Genomic DNA, 16,983 nt, shown 5'->3' on the forward strand with positions numbered 1-16,983 from the left:
CCCGCGCCGCGGGAAGTGAGGAAGGGCGCCCGGTGCTCACCGGGCGCCCTTTCTCCGTCGCTCTACTGACCGGCCAGCGGATCCGTCGGGTTGGGCGGGTCCGTTGTCGGGTCCTGTGTGCTCGGTGGCGTCGTCGTGCCGCCCGTCGGCTCGTTCGTCGTCGGCTCGCTGGTCGTCGGCTCGCTGGTCGTCGGCTCGCTCGTCGTCGGCGTGTTCGTCGGGGTGCTCGGCGTCGTCGGCGTCTCGGACGGGGTCTCGCTCGGCGACGGAGCGGCCGTCGGGGACGGGGACGCCGTCTGGACCGCCGCGCCCTGGTCGGTCTCCAGGTCGAACTTGGTGACCTTGGTGGAGACGCCGAAGGTGTACGCCGCCCAGATCTGCGCCGGGAAGCCACCACCGTTGATCCGGCCCGCGACCGTGGTCAGGCCCGTCGTCGCGCCGGTCAGGGTGACCTGGGCGCCGCTCTTGGCGTCCTCGCCGAACAGGCCGACCGAGGTCACCAGGTCGGGGGTGTAGCCGGTGAACCAGGCCGACTTGTTGTTGTCGGAGGTACCCGTCTTGCCGGCCACCTTCTGGCCCTTGCGCAGCGGGTTGTCCCGTACGGACTTCTTGGCCGTACCGTCGTCGACCACGCCGGTGAGCACCGAGGTGACCGAGTCGGCGGCCTCCCGGTCGATCACCTGCTCGCCGATGGGGTCGGTGTGCTTGAACGTCGGGTAGGCGCTGTTCGTCGCCGACTTGATGAGCGCCGGAGTGACCTTCTTGCCGTGGTTGTCGAGGGTGGCGTAGACGCCGGCCATCTGCAGGGGGCTCGCGCCCATGGTGCCGAGGGTCTGGGCCGGCACCGCCTTGAGGTCCGCGGTGTCCATGCCGAGGTCGTCGGCGACCTTGAGCACCTTGTCCATCCCGACGTCGACACCCATCTGCGCGAAGACGGAGTTGATGGACTTGTTCAGCGCCGTCTGGACGGTGACGTCGCCGTAGTCCTGGTCGTCCTCGTTCTCCGGCGCGAAGCCGATGTCGCTGCCGACGACCGGCCGCTTGCTGGTGCCGTCGTAGACGGTGTTGGCGGTGATCTCGTCGCCGTCCTGCGTCTTGGCGTTCTCGTCGAAGGCCGCGGCGAGGATCACCGGCTTGAAGGTGGAGGCGGGCTGGTAGTCGGTGCGGGTGGCGTTGTTGACGTAGTGGTCGGTGTAGCCCTTGCCGCCGTACATCGCCACCACGGCGCCCGTCTTCGGGTCCACCGAGACCGCACCTGCCTGGACGTCGCCGTCGACGGGGCGCTTCTTCGCGTCGAGCTTGCTGGTCAGCTGCTCCTTGACCGCCTTCTCCAGCGCCTTCTGCTTGCCCTTGTCGATGTTGAGCTGGATGTTCCAGCCGCCCTTCTTGACCAGGGCGGCGGCGGACTCGAAGTCGTCGGCGATTCCCGTGGCGACGAGTTGCCTGGCCAGTTCGACGTTGGCCGCGTACACCAGGTAGCCGGTCTGGCCCTCCTGGCCCGGTGCGGCCTTCGGCGCCTTGGGCTCCGGGAACGTCATCTCCTCGCGCTCGCTCTTGTCGAGCCAGTCCTGCTCGACCATGTTGTCGAGGACGTAGTTCCAGCGGGCCTTGACCAGGCGCTTGCCGGTGTCGGTGGCGACGGCCCAGTCGTACTGGCTGGGGGCCTGGAGCAGGGCGGCGAGGTAGGCGCCCTGCTCGACGGTGAGCTTGTCGGCGTCGACGCGGTAGTAGGCCTGGGCGGCGGCCTGGATGCCGTAGGCACCACGCCCGTAGTAGCTGGTGTTGATGTAGCCGGCCAGGATGTAGTTCTTGTCCTTCTCCCGGTCCAGCTTCAGGGAGATGACCAGTTCCTTCAGCTTGCGCGTGACGGTCTGTTCCTGGCTCAGGTAGTAGTTCTTGACGTATTGCTGCGTGATCGTCGAACCGCCCTGCGCGCCCTTGCCCATGAGGGTGTTGAGGATGCCTCGGGTGGTGCCCTTGAGGTCGACGCCCGCGTCCGTGTAGAAGGTCTTGTTCTCGGCGGCGACGAAGGTGTACCGGACGGCCTTGGGGACCCTGGAGAGGTCGACGTTCTCACGGTTGACGTCCCCGTCGCGGGTGGCGATCGAGCCGTCCTCGTACTCGTAGACATTGCTCTGGAGCTTGGCGTCGGGGTTGCCCGCGGGTATCGGCGTGCTGATGTACAGCCAGACCAGGGCGCCGATGACAGCCGTGGTCATGATGAGGAACGCGCCGAGGATCTTCTTCCAGGTGAAGATCCGGCGTATGAGGCTCTTCTCCTTCTTGCCGCCCTTGCCGCCCTTGCCGCCCCGGCCGCCCTTCTTGCCGGCGGCCGCTCTGCGTGCCGCCGCGCGCCCTCCGGGCGCCGCGTCCTCGCGGCTGTCGGCGGTCGTGGTGGCGGTGGCGGCCGGCGCGGAGGAGTCCGGCGCCGGCTCGCGCCGCGACGGGGGTGCCTCCGTCCGCGACGAACGGTTCCTGGGCGCAGCGCGGCGGCCACCACGCTGTCGCGCTCGTCTCTCGTCCGCTCGTCCCATGAGTCCGCTCGCTCCGCTTCCTACTCGGCAGTCACACCAGTGCCCGGAGGCAGGTCAGCTCAGAAAACTAACACCGCCCGCTGTGACGAAGGGCTCTCGATCCGGTCTTCGGAGGGGGTGAGAATCAGCACCCTGACCGGCGGGACCGGCATACCACTCCACCAGATCCGACGAACGATAGGGGTTCAGGGTTGCCAGCCGGGGGTAAAGTGATATCACTTAGCTAGACCAGAGCTAGCCGTGGACCGCGCAAAGACGGTTCATACCTGTACGAAACGGGGGATCCACCCATGCCCACTGCCCACACCGCAGCCGGCCCCACCGCCGACGTTCCCGAGATGCCCGCGCCGCGCGTCCGGGAGTTCCCGGCCCACAGCGTGGGCGGCGGGCTCGCGCTGCTCTCCGGACTGGTCGGGCTGCTGGCCGGCGCCGGGCTGATCGCCCTGGCCACGACGGTGACCGCGACCGGCGCCAAGGCCGCACTGATCGTCGGCGGCATCGTCATAGGGCTCGCCGCGTTCCTGTCGATGTGCGGGCTGAACACGGTGGCGCCGGGCGAGGCGCGCGTGGTGCAGCTCTTCGGCCGCTACCGGGGCACGATCCGCGAGGACGGGCTGCGCTGGGTGAACCCCTTCACCTCCCGCGAGAAGATCTCCACCCGGGTCCGCAACCACGAGACGGCCGTCCTGAAGGTCAACGACGCCTACGGCAACCCCATCGAGCTCGCCGCCGTCGTGGTGTGGAAGGTGCAGGACACCGCGCAGGCCACCTTCGAGGTGGACGACTTCCTGGAGTTCGTCGCCACCCAGACCGAGGCGGCCGTCCGGCACATCGCCATCGAGTACCCCTACGACTCCCACGACGAGGACGGCCTCTCGCTGCGCGGCAACGCCGAGGAGATCACCGAGAAGCTCGCGGTCGAGCTGCACGCGCGCGTGGAGGCGGCCGGGGTGCGGATCATCGAGTCCCGCTTCACGCACCTCGCGTACGCTCCCGAGATCGCCTCGGCGATGCTGCAGCGGCAGCAGGCGGGCGCGGTGGTCGCGGCGCGGCGGGAGATCGTGGACGGGGCCGTCGGGATGGTCGAGGCCGCGCTCAGCCGGATCGCCGAGCAGGACATCGTGGAACTGGACGAGGAACGGAAGGCGGCGATGGTGTCCAACCTGATGGTGGTGCTGTGCGGGGACCGGGCGCCGCAGCCCGTCCTCAACACGGGGACGCTCTACCAGTGACCTCCCCCGAAGAGGGGGCGGCCCCTCGGCGCCGGCCGCAGCAGCGCAAGCAGGTGCTGCTGCGGCTCGACCCGCTGGTCCACGACGCGCTGGCCCGCTGGGCCTCCGACGAGCTGCGGTCGGCGAACGCGCAGATCGAGTTCCTGCTGCGGAAGGCGCTGAAGGAGGCGGGGCGGCTGCCGGGGGACGCCGGGCCCATCCCGCGCCGGGGGCGGCCGCCGGGCACGGACCCGCGCCTGTAGCAGAACGGTGACAATCGGCCCTCACCAGCGCACCCCCACGCGCTGCCACACGCTCCCCACTCCGCGTATACACCCCGGGTATACACCGCGTGTACAGTCCTGCCCATGTCCATCGGTCACACCCTCCTGGGACTCCTGGAGTCCGGGCCCCGACACGGTTACGACCTGAAGCGGGCCTTCGACGAGAAGTTCGGTCACGACCGGCCGCTGCACTACGGCCAGGTCTACTCGACGATGTCGCGTCTGCTGAAGCACGGCCTCGTCGAGGTCGACGGCATCGAGGCCGGCGGCGGCCCCGAGCGCAAGCGGTACGCGATCACCGACGCCGGGATCACCGACGTGGAGCGCTGGCTCGCCACGCCCGAGAAGCCCGAGCCCTATCTGCAGTCGACCCTGTACACGAAGGTCGTCCTGGCCCTGCTCACCGAGCGCGACGCGGCCGACATCCTCGACACCCAGCGGGCGGAGCACCTGCGCAGCATGCGCATCCTGACCGACCGCAAGCGCGGCGGCGACCTCGCCGACCAGCTGATCTGCGACCACGCCCTGTTCCACCTCGAGGCCGACCTGCGCTGGCTGGAGCTCACCGCCGCGCGCCTCGACAAACTGAAGGCCACGGTGACGGCATGAACGCTCCCGGGGGATCCCTGCTCGTCGCCGAGAACCTGCGCAAGGCGTACGGCCCGACCATGGCGCTGGACGGCGCCGAGTTCTCCATCCACCCCGGCGAGGTCGTCGCCGTGATGGGCCCGTCCGGGTCCGGCAAGTCGACCCTGCTGCACTGCCTCGCCGGCATCGTGACGCCCGACTCCGGCTCGATCCGGTACGACGGCCAGGAGCTCGCGACGATGAGCGACGCACGGCGCAGCCTGCTGCGGCGCTCGGAGTTCGGGTTCGTGTTCCAGTTCGGCCAGCTGGTGCCGGAGCTGACCTGTGTGGAGAACGTGGCCCTGCCGCTGCGGCTGAACGGCACCTCGCGCAAGCAGGCCGAGCGCACCGCGCTGGGCTGGATGGAGCGGCTGGAGGTCGAAGACCTCGCGAAGAAGCGGCCCGGGGAGGTCTCCGGCGGCCAGGGCCAGCGGGTGGCGGTGGCGCGCTCCCTGGTCACCAGCCCGCGGGTCGTCTTCGCCGACGAGCCGACCGGCGCGCTGGACTCGCTCAACGGCGAGCGTGTGATGGAACTGCTCACCGAGGCGGCCCGGTCGGCCAACGCGGCAGTGGTGCTGGTGACGCACGAGGCACGGGTGGCCGCCTACTCCGACCGCGAGATCGTCGTACGGGACGGGAAGTCCCGGGACATGGAGCGGGCCGTATGAACCCGGGAGGGGGGCCCGCCCGCGAGCACAGCCGGGCGTGGGGACGGTCCAGGGACCTGGGGCTGGGGCTCCGGTTCGCCTTCAGCGGCGGACGGGAGGGGTGGATCCGGGCCGTCCTGACGGCGGTGGGCGTCGGGCTGGGCGTGGCGGTGCTGCTGCTGACGACGGCGGTGCCGAACGCGCTCGCGGTCCGGCACGAGCGCGAACAGGCCCGGACGGACTACTCGTGGACCGAGGCGTCCCCGGCGAAGGCCGACGACACCGTGGTGGTCGGCCATGTCGACACCACGTTCCGCGACCAGGACGTGCGCGGCCGGCTGGTGGAGCCGGAGGGGCCGCGGGCCCCGCTGCCACCCGGGGTGGACGCGTACCCGGCCAAGGGCGAGATGGTGGTGTCGCCCGCGCTGAAGAAGCTGCTCGCCGCCGACGGTTCGGCGCTGCTGCGCGAGCGGCTGCCGTACCGGATCGTCGGGACGATCGGCGAGGACGGGCTGATCGGCTCGCGTGAGCTCGCCTACTACGCGGGCGCCGCGGGGCTGGCCGCGCACGTCGACAGCGGCGGGGTGGCCCGGCTGACGAAATTCGGCGACCCGAACCCGACGACCGAGGAGACCGACCCGGTACTGCTCCTGCTGATCCTCGTGGTCATCGTGGTGCTGCTGATGCCGGTCGCCGTGTTCATCGCCGCGGCCGTGCGGTTCGGCGGCGAGCGGCGCGACCGCAGGCTCGCGGCCCTCCGGCTGATCGGCTCCGACGGCCGGATGACCCGGCGCATCGCGGCGGGCGAGGCACTGGCGGGCGCGCTGCTCGGGCTGGTCCTCGGCACGGTGTTCTTCCTGATCGGCCGCGAGGTGGCGGGTTCCGTGGAGGTGATGGGCATGAGCGTGTGGCCCAGCTACCTCAACCCCTCCCCCCTGCTGGCCGCGCTGGTCGCGCTGGCGGTGCCCACGGCCGCCGTCCTGGTCACCCTCTTCGCCCTGCGCGGTGTGATCATCGAGCCGCTCGGTGTGGTCCGCGCGGCCAAGCCGTCCCGGCGCCGGCTGTGGTGGCGGCTGCTGCTGCCGCTGGCGGGCCTCGCGATGCTCTACCCGATGATGGGACAGGGCCACGCCAACGGCGAGTTCAACGAGTACCTGGTGGTCGGCGGCGTCCTGCTGCTCCTGGTCGGGGTCACCGCGCTGCTGCCGTGGCTGGTCGAGAAGGTCGTCGGCCGGCTGGGCCCGGGCGGCATCTCCTGGCAACTCGCGGTGCGGCGGCTTCAGTTGAGCAGCGGTACGGCGGCCCGGATGGTCAACGGCATCGCGGTGGCGGTGGCCGGGGCGATCGCCCTGCAGATGCTGTTCGCCGGGGTGGAGAGCGAGTACACCAAGTCCACCGGCCAGGATGTGAACCTGGCGCAGATGCAGGTGAGCGTCCCGAGCGGCGCCTCGGTGGCCGCGACCGCCCAGAAGTTCGCCGACACCCGGGGCGTCCGCAAGGTCACCGCCCTGTGGGAGGAGTACCTGGGCGACGCCTCCTGGAAGAGCGAGAACGGGCCGGAGCTGTCCACCGAACTGACCGTCGGCGACTGCGCGGCGCTGCGCGAGGTGGCGAAGCTGCCCTCGTGCAAGGACGGCGACCTGTTCGTCCTCGACGGCGGCGAGTACACGGCCGACGGGCCGAAGCTGAACAAGCCCGGCAAGAAGCTGTACGCCGAGGGGCCCTACTCCGCCTCCGGCAAGAGCGTGGAGGCCGTCTGGACGGTCCCCGAGGGTGTGATCCCGGCGCACTCGATCGACGACATGACCGGTCAGCGGCGGGGCGGCTTCCTGATGACGCCGAGCGCGCTGCCCAAGGAGATCGAGAGCCTGCTCAGCGGTGAGCTGTACCTGGCGCTGGACGAGTCGGTGCCCGACGCCTACGACCACGCCCGCAACACGGCGGCCCGCGTGGACCCGCTGGCCGAACCGATGAACTGGGCGCCCACCCGGCAGGACACCAAGTTCGCCTCCATCCGCACCGGCCTGCTCGTCGGCTCGGCCTGTGTGCTGCTGCTGATCGGGGCGAGCCTGCTGGTGTCGCAGCTGGAGCAGTTGCGCGAACGCAAGAAACTGCTGTCGTCGCTGGTGGCCTTCGGTACCCGGCGGCGCACGCTGAGCCTGTCGGTGCTGTGGCAGACGGCGATCCCGATCGCGCTGGGTCTGCTGCTGGCCATGGCGGTGGGGCTCACGCTGGGCGCGATCCTGCTGAAGATGGCGGACGCGGCGGTCGGCGTCGACTGGAGCAGCGTGCTGGCGATGACGGGCTGCGCCGCGGCGGTCGTGCTGCTGGTGACCCTGCTGAGCCTGCCGCCGCTGCTGCGGCTGATGCGGCCCGAGGGCCTGCGCACGGAATGAGGAAACGGTCCCTCCCCGCCCGGGGAGGGACCGTCCGCGCGTTCACAGCCGGTACTCCCGCACCACCCTCCGCACCTGTGCGAACAGCATGCCCACGTTGACGGACTTGCGGCAGACGACGACCGCGACGACGTCCTGCTGCTCGTTCATCCTCACGAACAGGTGGGTGAGGTTGTCGCTGTTGACGAGGATCTCCTGGAAGAAGTGGTTGTCGCTCTGGATCCCGCGCCGCTCCTTGAAGACGTCCTCGATCATCACGACCGTGCGGCCCTGGAACAGGTCGAGCGTCGCGCCCGCCAGCAGGTCGAGGACCTCCGGCGGGTGGTTGTCGACCGTCTCGTACGACAGCAGCATGCCCGTGGACATGTCGACGACGCCGGAGGCGACGCAGTCGGGGGCATCCGTACGCAGTGACTTGACCAGGCCCATCACCTGGTCGGAGAAACCTGGGGTCATACGCTTCGTCGCCATCCCTTCAGACTCCTTCGGCGGTTTTCTCGGTGAGGATCAGGTCGATGCGGCGCAGCGCCGGCTGAGTCGCCCGGTGCAGGCGCTCCACGTCCATCCCCTCGTCTCCCAGTACGACCATCAGCGCGGTGTCGCCGACGGCGTAGAACGCGGCGCAGCCGTGGCTGCCGTAGGTCACCGTGCGGTGCAGGGCGCCGCGGGCGGTCGCCTCGGAGGTGCGGCGGGCGAGACCCAGACCGGCCGCGGCGAGGGCGGCGAGGCCCTCCGGGTCGATCGAGTCGGCCGTGTCGGCGGCGATGAGCAGCCCGTCGGCCGCGGCGACGGCGGTGTCGGTGATACCGGTCACCTGCTCGCGCAGGCCGCGCATCTCCTGTGCGAGGGCTTGGTGGTCCATGTGTGCAACTCCCCTGATTCTGATCGCATGTGACCGTCTTATTTCTGTGGGGGTTTCGGCGTGGGGCTTTCGGATGTTTCTGTGCGGGGCCGCTATTTCGCCGTCGGATTCCGCAGGCGGAAGAACTCCTTCCAGCCGTTTCCGGTCGGGCGCTCCGGCGCGAGTGCCTCGTTGATGCCGCTGGCGCCGGGGCGGCGGCGGGGGAGGGCGGCCGGCTCGGGGAGCGGCTCGGCCGGCGGGACCCGGACCGGGAAGGGCGGCGGGGGCGGGGCCGGTTCCCGGGGGTGGACGCCCTGGCCGCCGGGCGGCAGCCGCACCGGGATCGGCGCGGGCGCGTCCGCGCACTCCAGCAGTCCCTCGCCCAGCATCCGGGCCACCGCCACGGTGACGGTGTAGACCCCGCGCCCGGTGCGGAAAGCGAGGTCGCGGGCGGTGCGCCGGCCGTCGGCATGGGTGAGCAGCTCGCGCTGGAGCGGGCCGAGGCGGTCGGCGGCCGAGAGGGAACCGGGCACGGGGCGCTCCCGCTCCGGGCGTACCGGGCAGGGCATGGCCAGGAGCGCGGAGAGCTTGCGGGAGGCCTCCTGCAGCAGCCGGGTGGGTGCTTCGCCGATGGCGACCGGGGCGGGCGGCGGCCCGGTCGCCGGGCCGCGTTCGCAGCCGTCGACGCTGCCCGCGACGATCGCGAACGCGGCGTCCTGGAGGGCCATCGCGCAGACCACGCGGAGCTGGGCAGCCCCCGCGTAGCCGTGTGCGATCAGCCCGGCGTGCGGCCAGCGGGCGCCGCCGGACTCGCGCACCAGCGCGGCCCACTCCTCGCCGCCGACGCGCCCGGAGCGCAGCAGCAGCGCCTCCGCGCCGGGCGCGCCGGGCGACTCGATCGCGGCGATCAGTCCGCCGCTCAGATGGAAGGTGCCGCCGGGTGCGCCCGCCACCCGCAGCTCGCCCGTGAACCCCTCGCGCACGCACGCGGCAAGAGCGCGTGCCAGCAGCTCGTAGCCCGACATCACTCCCCTTGCCCTTTCGCACATACGCCTGACGCGTAGCGCTGAGGGGGGAATGTCTATCAGTCCGGACGCGGGGTCCCGCCGGGGATTTGCTACCTGCCCCGACCTGACGGAAGTTGTTCTCCCGCGGAATTCAAATCTTTTTGTTCGGCGCTCATTTGACCGATCGGAAACCTCATGGCTCCCCGTCCCACACCCGCACCGGCAGCGCTCTGAGCGCCTCCCGCAGCGCGCCCGCCAGCTCCTCGTACTCCGCGCCCCGCGCCGCGCCCGCGCGCATGGCGAAGGCGATCCGGCGGGTCGGGGCTGGTTCGGCGAAGGAGCCGGTGCGCAGCTGGGTGCTGCGGCTGGTCTCGACGGTGACGGCGGTGCGCGGCAGCAGGGTGCAGCCGAGACCTCCGGCGACGAGCTGGACGAGGGTCGACAGCCCCGCGGCGGTGGTGCTCACCGGGGCGTCCTCCCGCCCGGCCTCCCGGCAGATGTCGAGGGCCTGGTCGCGCAGGCAGTGCCCCTCGTCCAGCAGCAGCAGATGGAGTTCCCTCAGGGCCTCGCGCGGGATGCCCGTGCGGCCGCCGAGCTCGTGACCGAGGGGGGTGACGAGCACGAAGTCCTCGTCGAAGAGCGGCAGTTCGAGCACGCCGGGCACGCCCAGGGGCACGGCGAGGAGCAGCAGGTCGAGGCGGCCGGTGGTGAGGCCGTCGAGGAGGGTGGCGGTCTGCTCCTCGTGGACCTGGAGGTCGAGGTGCGGATACCGGTCGTGGACCAGGCGCAGCACCGCCGGCAGCAGATACGGCGCGACGGTCGGGATGACCCCGAGGCGCAGCACGCCGGTGAAGGGCGCCCGCACCGCCTCGGCCTCCTCCAGCAGCGCGCCGACCTCCTCCAGCACCGCCTTGGCCCGTACGGCGAGGCGCTCACCGGCCGGGGAGAGCAGTACCTTGCGGGTCGTACGCTCCAGAAGGGTGACGCCGAGTGTCTCCTCCAGGGCCGACACGGCGCCGGACAGGGCGGGCTGGCTCATGCCGATGGCGGCGGCCGCGTCCCGGAAGTGCAGATGCTCGGCGACCGCCGCGAACGCCCTCAGCTGGGCCAGGCTGGGCTGCCGCCTCTTGGCCCCTGCATTACCCACGGTCACTGATAGCCACCTCCGATCAACTCAATCGAGTGTAGCCATTTCTTTAATCAATGCACCCTGTGCCACGATCGACGCCGTCCGACCCAAGGCAAGCGTCCGCGATCCGGACACTTCCTCGCTGCAAGGAGAGCGTGTGCTCACTGTTGGTGACAAGTTCCCCGACTTCGAACTGACCGCCTGTGTCTCGCTGGAGAAGGGCAAGGAGTTCGAGCAGATCCACCACAAGTCCTACGAGGGCAAGTGGCTCGTGGTCTTCGCGTGGCCCAAGGATTTCACCTTCGTGTGCCCGACCGAGATCGCCGCGTTCGGCAAGCTGAACGACGAGTTCGCCGACCGTGACGCGCAGATCCTCGGCTTCTCCGGCGACTCCGAGTTCGTCCACCACGCCTGGCGCAAGGACCACCCGGACCTGACCGACCTGCCGTTCCCGATGATGGCCGACTCCAAGCACGAGCTGATGCGCGACCTCGGCATCGAGGGCGAGGACGGCTTCGCCCAGCGCGCCGTGTTCGTCGTCGACCCGAACCGCGAGATCCAGTTCACGATGGTCACCGCGGGCTCCGTCGGCCGCAACCCCAAGGAGGTCCTGCGGGTGCTGGACGCCCTGCAGACCGACGAGCTGTGCCCCTGCAACTGGACCAAGGGCGAGGACACCCTCGACCCGGTCAAGCTGCTGGCCGGGGAGTGAGCCGAGATGCCCCTCGACACCCTCAAGTCGGCCATACCGGACTACGCCAAGGACCTGAGGCTCAACCTGGGCTCGGTCATCGGCAACTCCGACCTGCCCGCGCAGCAGCTGTGGGGCACGGTCCTGGCGACCGCGATCGCCTCCCGCTCCCCCCTCGTCCTGCGCGAGCTGGCGCCGGAGGCCAAGGCGAACCTCTCGCCTGAGGCATACACGGCCGCGAAGTCCGCCGCCGCGGTGATGGCGATGAACAACGTCTTCTACCGCACCCGCCATCTGCTGTCGGACCACGAGTACGGCAACCTGCGGGCGGGCCTGCGGATGAACGTCATCGGCAACCCCGGTGTCGACAAGGTCGACTTCGAGCTGTGGTCGTTCGCCGTCTCCGCCATCAACGGCTGCGGGCTGTGCCTCGACTCCCACGAGCAGGTGCTGCGCAAGGCGGGCGTCGACCGCGAGGTGATCCAGGAGGCGTTCAAGATTGCCTCGGTGATCCAGGCGGTCGGCGTGACGCTGGAGGCCGAGGCGGTGCTCGCCGACTAGTCGGCGAGCTGGTGCGGGTGGGTCCGGGAGCCGCTGCTCCGGACCCACCCGCTTCCGCGTTTCAAGAGGTCTCGTCCTCGAGCGCCGGACGGGCCGTCTTCTCCTCGGCCGGGCCGACGGGTGCCACGTCCACCGCCGTCGCCCCCCGCGGCTTCGGTGACGTCCGCAGGGCCGGTTCCTGCGAGTACGCCCGCAGATAGCCCACCACCGTGTTCGTCACCGCCACCAGCGGTACGGCCACCACCGCCCCGCCGATGCCCGCGACCATGCCGCCGGAGGCGACGGCCAGCACCACGGCGAGCGGGTGGACGCGTACCGCGCGGCCGAGGATGAACGGCTGCAGGATGTGCCCCTCGATCTGCTGCACCGCCAGCACGACCGCCAGGGTCATCACCGCGGTGAACACGCCCTGCGTCACCAGCGCCACCACCACCGCCAGCGCGCCGGAGGCCACCGCGCCGACCAGCGGGATGAAGGAGAACAGGAAGATGAACACGGCGAGCGGGACGGCCATCGGCACGTCGAGGAAGTAGATGCCCAGGCCGATGAAGATGGCGTCGATCAGCGCCACCACCACGGTGCCGCGCACATACGCGGTGAGCGTCGCCCAGGCCCGCGGACCCGCGCCGGCCACCCCGGGCCGGGCGACCGCGGGAACCAGCTTCAGCGTCCACTCCCAGATGCGCCTGCCGTCGTAGAGCAGGAAGAGGGTCGAGAAGAACGCCAGCAGGATGCCGGTGAGCGCCTCGACGACGACGGTGACGCCCTCCAGGCCCGCCGAGGTGATGGAGTCGGTGTTGGCCCCGATCGCGTCACGCAGGTTCTCGGCGATGCCGTTGATCTGCTTGTCGGTCACGTGGAACGGGCTGTTGAGCAGCCAGCGGCGCAGGTCGTCGATGCCGTCCTGGACCTGGTCGGAGAGGTTGTCGATGTTCTCCATGACCTGCCAGGTCACGAACCAGCCCATCAGGCCGATGACGACGAACCCGAGGATCGCGGTGAGCGCGGTCGCGAACCCCTGGGGAACACCCCGGCGCTTGAGGCGGGCGACGGTGGGTTCGAGCAGGGCGGTCAGCAGCAGCGCGACCACGAAGGCGAGGACGACCAGCTGGACGGCGCTGATGACCTTCATGAGCACCCAGACGGTCCCCGCGAGCACCAGCAGCCGCCAGCCCGCCTCGGCGGCGACCCGGACGCCCCACGGCACGGCCTCCACCGGATCGGGGCGCGGGACGGGAGGGGGCAGCTCCTCGGGGGGCGTGACGGCGGCCTCGGACGCTCCCGGCTCCGGCTCGTCGGTGTCGCTCCCCCGTTCGGCCTCGGCGCGACGCTCGTCGAGCCGCTCACCCATCTCGGTCAGACCGGCTCCGAGCCGGCCGAGCCATCCTGGCACTCGCGACATGATCCGTCCTCTTCCCCCGTCTCTCCCCACCACTCCCCCTGGAGTCGTCGGCTTACGACCGTACAGGGCGAAAGCCCCTCACCTGAGGACGGGGAGGGGCTGCGCGGGGTTGAGCGGCGGTGCCGGCTCAGTAGGACCCGTTGGCCTGCCAGTAGGCCCAGGCGTCGCAGGGGCTGCCGTACCGTTCGTTCATGTAGTTCAGGCCCCACTTGATCTGGGTGGCCGGGTTGGTGCGCCAGTCGGCACCGGCGGAAGACATCTTGGAACCGGGGTAGGCCTGGACGAGACCGTAGGCGCCGGACGAGGGATTGACGGCCTGGTAGTTCCACGTGGACTCGTGGTCCACGATGTTGCTGAAGCACTGGAACTGGCCGGCGGGCACGATCTGGCGTGCGATGGCCTGGACCTCGGCGACGGTGTAGGAGGCCTGCTGGGGGAAGCTGCCGGTGCCCGAGGCCGTGCTGGCCTTGGTCTCCGCCTTCTCGCGCTCCTCGGCTCGCTTCGCTTCCTCGGCCGCCTTCGCCTTCGCCTCGGCGGCCTTCTCCTCGGCGGCCTTCTGCTTGGCGATCGCGTCCTCGGCGGCCTGTTTGCGGGCCGCTTCCTCCGCCGTCCTCTTGGCGGTGGCGTCGGCTGCGATGGCCTGGCCGACGGCCTGCCGGGTCAGCGAGGCCGTCTGCACCTGGGCCTGCTGCCCCGCGGGTAAGTCGGAAAGGAGGGTCGAGTCGCCGGCCGCCGCCTCCGCGTCGTGGGCGGCCTGTCCGGAGCCGGCCTGCGCCACTCCCATGACAGCCCCGACAGTGGTGACCGCGGTGGCCGAGGCCACGGCGAATCCCCGGACCGCTGTTCGGCTCACACTGATTCCTTCTGCTGGGTCGTCAGATGAAACAGAGAACGGCCCCGGCGCCGCAGGGCGGCATCGGGGCCGTGTGTGCTCAGTACCAGTGGTTGGCCTGCCAGAACGACCAGGCGTCACAGGGACTGCCGTACCGGCTGTTCATGTAGTTCAGGCCCCACTTGATCTGGGTGGCCGGGTTGGTCTGCCAGTCGGAACCCGCGGAGGAGTACTTGGACGCGGGCAGCGCCTGGAACAGGCCGTAGGCGCCGGAGGAGGCGTTGACCGCGTGGTAGTTCCAGCTGGACTCGTGGTCCACGATGTTGCTGAAGCACTGGAACTGACCGCTGGGCACCATCTGCGCGGCCATGGCCTGGATCTGCGCGATCGTGTAGGAGCTCTGGATCGGGAAGTCGGACGAGCTGCGGCTGGCCTTGGTCTTGGCCTCTTCGCGCTCCTTGGCCGCCTTCTCGGCGGCCTCCTTCTTCGCGACGGCGGTCTCGGCGGCGGCCTTGCGGGCCGCTTCCTCGGCTTCCTTCTTGGCACCCTCGTCGGCGGCGATGGCCTGGAAGTTGGCCTGCTGCGCCAGCGAGGCGGTCTGCACCTGGGCCTGCTGGCCGGCAGGTATGTCAGCGAGGAGCGTCGCGTCGCTCGCCGTCGCTTCTGCGTCGTTCGTCTGCGCGGTGCTGCCCGAGGCAACGCCGACGACGCTTCCGACAGCGGTGACCGCCGTGGCCGAGGCCACTGCGAATCCCCGGACCGAGATCCGGCTCACACGGTTTCCTTCCAGCATCGCCCGCTTCGGTGACCCTGGCGGACGCAATCGTGCCCCTGACGCTGGCCTCCCCACGGTGGGTCACGGGAGACACGGGCCCGGTGGGCAACTCCCCGACGGGGAGCGCCGCGTGGTGCTCGGGCGGCATACGGCGACGCTATGGAGTTGAAGGTGGTGCTACCGCGTTTCCGTACCACTGAAGGTACAGGTGTGCCGTATGCGGGGCCTGACAGGAACGAGACTCTGCCGCAACCCGACGCCGCAAGGCAATTCCGAGTTGCGTGTGAAAGCTCACACCCCTGGGAACCCGGGGAATTTCGCGAATCCCCACACACGCCGACGCCGCCCGGCTAGGCTCTCGGTCTTTTGCCGGACGGCGCCAACTGACGCTCAAAGCTTATGAACTTGTACGGTCAGGGTCAGATCTGCCCGTCCTCCAGCATTTCGGTCACAAGCGCCGCGATCTGGGACCTCTCGGACCGGTTCAGCGTCACATGGGCGAAGAGCGGGTGCCCCTTCAGCTTCTCGACGACGGCGACGACACCGTCGTAGCGCCCGACCCTGAGGTTGTCGCGCTGGGCCACGTCATGAGTGAGAACCACCCGCGAATTGGCGCCGATCCTGGACAGAACGGTCAGCAGGACGTTCCGTTCGAGGGACTGGGCCTCGTCGACGATCACGAAGGCGTCGTGGAGGGACCGCCCGCGGATGTGGGTCAGGGGGAGCACCTCCAGCATGCCGCGGGCGGTGACCTCCTCGATGACCTCGCGGGAGGTGACGGCCGACAGCGTGTCGAAGACCGCCTGCGCCCAGGGGCTCATCTTCTCGGCCTCGCTGCCCGGCAGATAGCCGAGCTCCTGCCCGCCGACCGCGTACAGCGGACGGAAGACCATCACCTTCTGGTGCTGACGGCGCTCCAGGACCGCCTCCAGACCCGCGCACAGCGCCAGCGCCGACTTGCCGGTGCCGGCCCGGCCGCCCATCGACACGATCCCGACGTCCGGGTCGAGCAGCAGGTCGAGCGCGATGCGCTGCTCGGCGCTGCGGCCCTTGATGCCGAACGCCTCCCGGTCGCCGCGCACCAGCCGGACGTTGCCCTCCGGGCTGACCCGGCCGAGCGCCTTGCCGCGCTCGGACTGGATGGTCAGGCCGGTGTGCACGGGCAGGTCGGCGGCCTCCGGGACGTACACGTGTCCTTCCTCGAAGAGGACGTCCACCTGTTCGCCGGGCAGCGTCAGTTCGGACATTCCGGTCCAGCCGGAGGAGTCCGTGATGGCAAGCTCGGCGCGGTACTCCTCCGCCAGGAGCCCGACCGACGACGCCTTGATCCGCAGCGGCAGGTCCTTCGAGACGACGGTGACGTCGAACCCCTCCGCCTGCAGATTGCGGGCGACCGCGAGGATGCGGGAGTCGTTGTCCCCCAGGCGGTAGCCGGTGGGCAGCACGCTGGGGTCCGAGTGGTTGAGCTCGACACGGACGGTGCCGCCCAGTTCACCGATCGGGATGGGGGCGTCGAGGCGTCCGTACCGCACCCGGTAGTCGTCGAGCAGGCGCAGGGCCTGCCGGGCGAAGTAGCCGAGTTCGGGATGGTGCCGCTTGGCCTCCAGCTCCGTCACCACGACGATGGGGAGCACGACCTCGTGCTCGTCGAAGCGGCTCAGGGCGTTCGGGTCGGCCAGCAGGACGCTGGTGTCGAGAACATAGGTGCGCCGGTCAGGCATACGGCGCTTTGTGCTGGTCACCACGGAAGGACGTACCCCCTCGGATGAGGTCGGGGAGCGACGGAGTGGAAGCAGGGCCGGGAGGGCGAGAAGAACCAGACCGGTCGACGGCCCCGATGCACGGGCCGGGGACCGGCCCTCCACTGCTTCTTCCGTGCAGTGACCGCACGGTCGGGCTGGTGCAAAGGGCCTCCCGGGCGGACGGCCCCGTGCCGTCCGCTGAGGATCCGACACCCGTGGTTCGGGTGTCGACCTGCTTGGCTTATGCCCTTGAACGTGCGCCGCCATGCCACGGCATATGACGGCGCACCGGTGAACTCCTTGT

The 16,983-nt window shown here is 70.4% G+C and carries 16 protein-coding genes; 7 read left to right on the forward strand and 9 right to left on the reverse strand.

Going from position 1 to position 16,983, the window contains the following annotated elements:
• Positions 1 to 62 precede the first annotated feature (62 nt).
• Complete coding sequence (locus tag ACFY30_RS01750; RefSeq protein WP_390843204.1) at positions 63 to 2,534, reverse strand: transglycosylase domain-containing protein; 2,472 nt, start codon at positions 2,532 to 2,534, stop codon at positions 63 to 65.
• A gap of 290 nt (positions 2,535 to 2,824) precedes the next feature.
• Between ACFY30_RS01750 and ACFY30_RS01755 the strand changes: the two genes are divergently transcribed.
• The 5 genes from ACFY30_RS01755 to ACFY30_RS01775 all read left to right on the forward strand — a co-directional run bounded on the left by ACFY30_RS01755 (position 2,825) and on the right by ACFY30_RS01775 (position 7,699).
• A complete protein-coding gene (locus ACFY30_RS01755) occupies positions 2,825 to 3,766 on the forward strand; it encodes an SPFH domain-containing protein (RefSeq protein ID WP_390843205.1) in 942 nt (313 codons plus the stop codon).
• Entirely contained in the window at positions 3,763 to 4,008 is a 246-nt protein-coding gene (locus ACFY30_RS01760; RefSeq protein ID WP_390843206.1) for a hypothetical protein, read from the forward strand. The genes ACFY30_RS01755 and ACFY30_RS01760 overlap by 4 nt, the downstream gene beginning before the upstream one ends.
• 105 nt (positions 4,009 to 4,113) lie before the next feature.
• The gene (locus ACFY30_RS01765; protein WP_390658452.1) at positions 4,114 to 4,638 is read left to right on the forward strand and encodes a PadR family transcriptional regulator; all 525 of its coding nucleotides are present in this window, start codon (positions 4,114 to 4,116) and stop codon (positions 4,636 to 4,638) included.
• Complete coding sequence (locus ACFY30_RS01770; RefSeq protein WP_390843207.1) at positions 4,635 to 5,324, forward strand: ABC transporter ATP-binding protein; 690 nt, start codon at positions 4,635 to 4,637, stop codon at positions 5,322 to 5,324. The genes ACFY30_RS01765 and ACFY30_RS01770 overlap by 4 nt, the downstream gene beginning before the upstream one ends.
• The gene (locus ACFY30_RS01775) at positions 5,321 to 7,699 is read left to right on the forward strand and encodes an ABC transporter permease (RefSeq protein WP_390843208.1); all 2,379 of its coding nucleotides are present in this window, start codon (positions 5,321 to 5,323) and stop codon (positions 7,697 to 7,699) included. Before ACFY30_RS01770 ends, ACFY30_RS01775 begins: the two co-directional genes overlap by 4 nt.
• A gap of 42 nt (positions 7,700 to 7,741) precedes the next feature.
• Here ACFY30_RS01775 and ACFY30_RS01780 read toward each other — a convergent pair whose 3' ends face one another.
• From ACFY30_RS01780 to ACFY30_RS01795, 4 genes are all read right to left on the reverse strand, one after another.
• Positions 7,742 to 8,170 carry a hypothetical protein gene (locus tag ACFY30_RS01780; RefSeq protein ID WP_390658449.1) on the reverse strand — a complete coding sequence of 143 codons (429 nt, stop codon included), beginning with the start codon at positions 8,168 to 8,170 and terminating at the stop codon, positions 7,742 to 7,744.
• 4 nt (positions 8,171 to 8,174) lie between these two features.
• Positions 8,175 to 8,561 (reverse strand): roadblock/LC7 domain-containing protein, encoded by a 387-nt coding sequence (locus tag ACFY30_RS01785; RefSeq protein WP_390843209.1) that lies wholly within the window; start codon positions 8,559 to 8,561, stop codon positions 8,175 to 8,177.
• Positions 8,562 to 8,653: 92 nt separating this feature from the next.
• Positions 8,654 to 9,565: a MarR family transcriptional regulator gene (locus tag ACFY30_RS01790; RefSeq protein ID WP_390843210.1), complete on the reverse strand. Its 912-nt coding sequence runs from the start codon at positions 9,563 to 9,565 to the stop codon at positions 8,654 to 8,656.
• A gap of 175 nt (positions 9,566 to 9,740) precedes the next feature.
• Positions 9,741 to 10,700, reverse strand: coding sequence for a LysR substrate-binding domain-containing protein (locus ACFY30_RS01795; RefSeq protein ID WP_390843211.1), 960 nt, complete (start codon positions 10,698 to 10,700; stop codon positions 9,741 to 9,743).
• Positions 10,701 to 10,833: 133 nt separating this feature from the next.
• On the opposite strand from ACFY30_RS01795, the gene ACFY30_RS01800 reads away from it, so the two are divergent.
• Complete coding sequence (locus tag ACFY30_RS01800) at positions 10,834 to 11,388, forward strand: peroxiredoxin (protein WP_189934001.1); 555 nt, start codon at positions 10,834 to 10,836, stop codon at positions 11,386 to 11,388.
• A 6-nt stretch (positions 11,389 to 11,394) separates the two neighbouring features.
• Positions 11,395 to 11,928, forward strand: a complete 534-nt coding sequence (locus ACFY30_RS01805) for an alkyl hydroperoxide reductase (protein ID WP_390658446.1) — start codon at positions 11,395 to 11,397, stop codon at positions 11,926 to 11,928.
• Between the two features lie 61 nt (positions 11,929 to 11,989).
• Here ACFY30_RS01805 and ACFY30_RS01810 read toward each other — a convergent pair whose 3' ends face one another.
• The 4 genes from ACFY30_RS01810 to ACFY30_RS01825 form a co-directional block, all read right to left on the reverse strand.
• Positions 11,990 to 13,330 carry an AI-2E family transporter gene (locus ACFY30_RS01810; protein WP_390843212.1) on the reverse strand — a complete coding sequence of 447 codons (1,341 nt, stop codon included), beginning with the start codon at positions 13,328 to 13,330 and terminating at the stop codon, positions 11,990 to 11,992.
• A gap of 127 nt (positions 13,331 to 13,457) precedes the next feature.
• A complete protein-coding gene (locus ACFY30_RS01815) occupies positions 13,458 to 14,183 on the reverse strand; it encodes a transglycosylase SLT domain-containing protein (protein ID WP_390843213.1) in 726 nt (241 codons plus the stop codon).
• 79 nt (positions 14,184 to 14,262) lie between these two features.
• Positions 14,263 to 14,937, reverse strand: a complete 675-nt coding sequence (locus tag ACFY30_RS01820) for a transglycosylase SLT domain-containing protein (protein WP_390843215.1) — start codon at positions 14,935 to 14,937, stop codon at positions 14,263 to 14,265.
• Between the two features lie 419 nt (positions 14,938 to 15,356).
• A complete protein-coding gene (locus tag ACFY30_RS01825; RefSeq protein WP_390843216.1) occupies positions 15,357 to 16,682 on the reverse strand; it encodes a PhoH family protein in 1,326 nt (441 codons plus the stop codon).
• Positions 16,683 to 16,983: the final 301 nt, after the last annotated feature.

The sequence above is a fragment of the Streptomyces sp. NPDC000345 genome, from assembly GCF_042898825.1.
GTDB lineage: Bacteria > Actinomycetota > Actinomycetes > Streptomycetales > Streptomycetaceae > Streptomyces.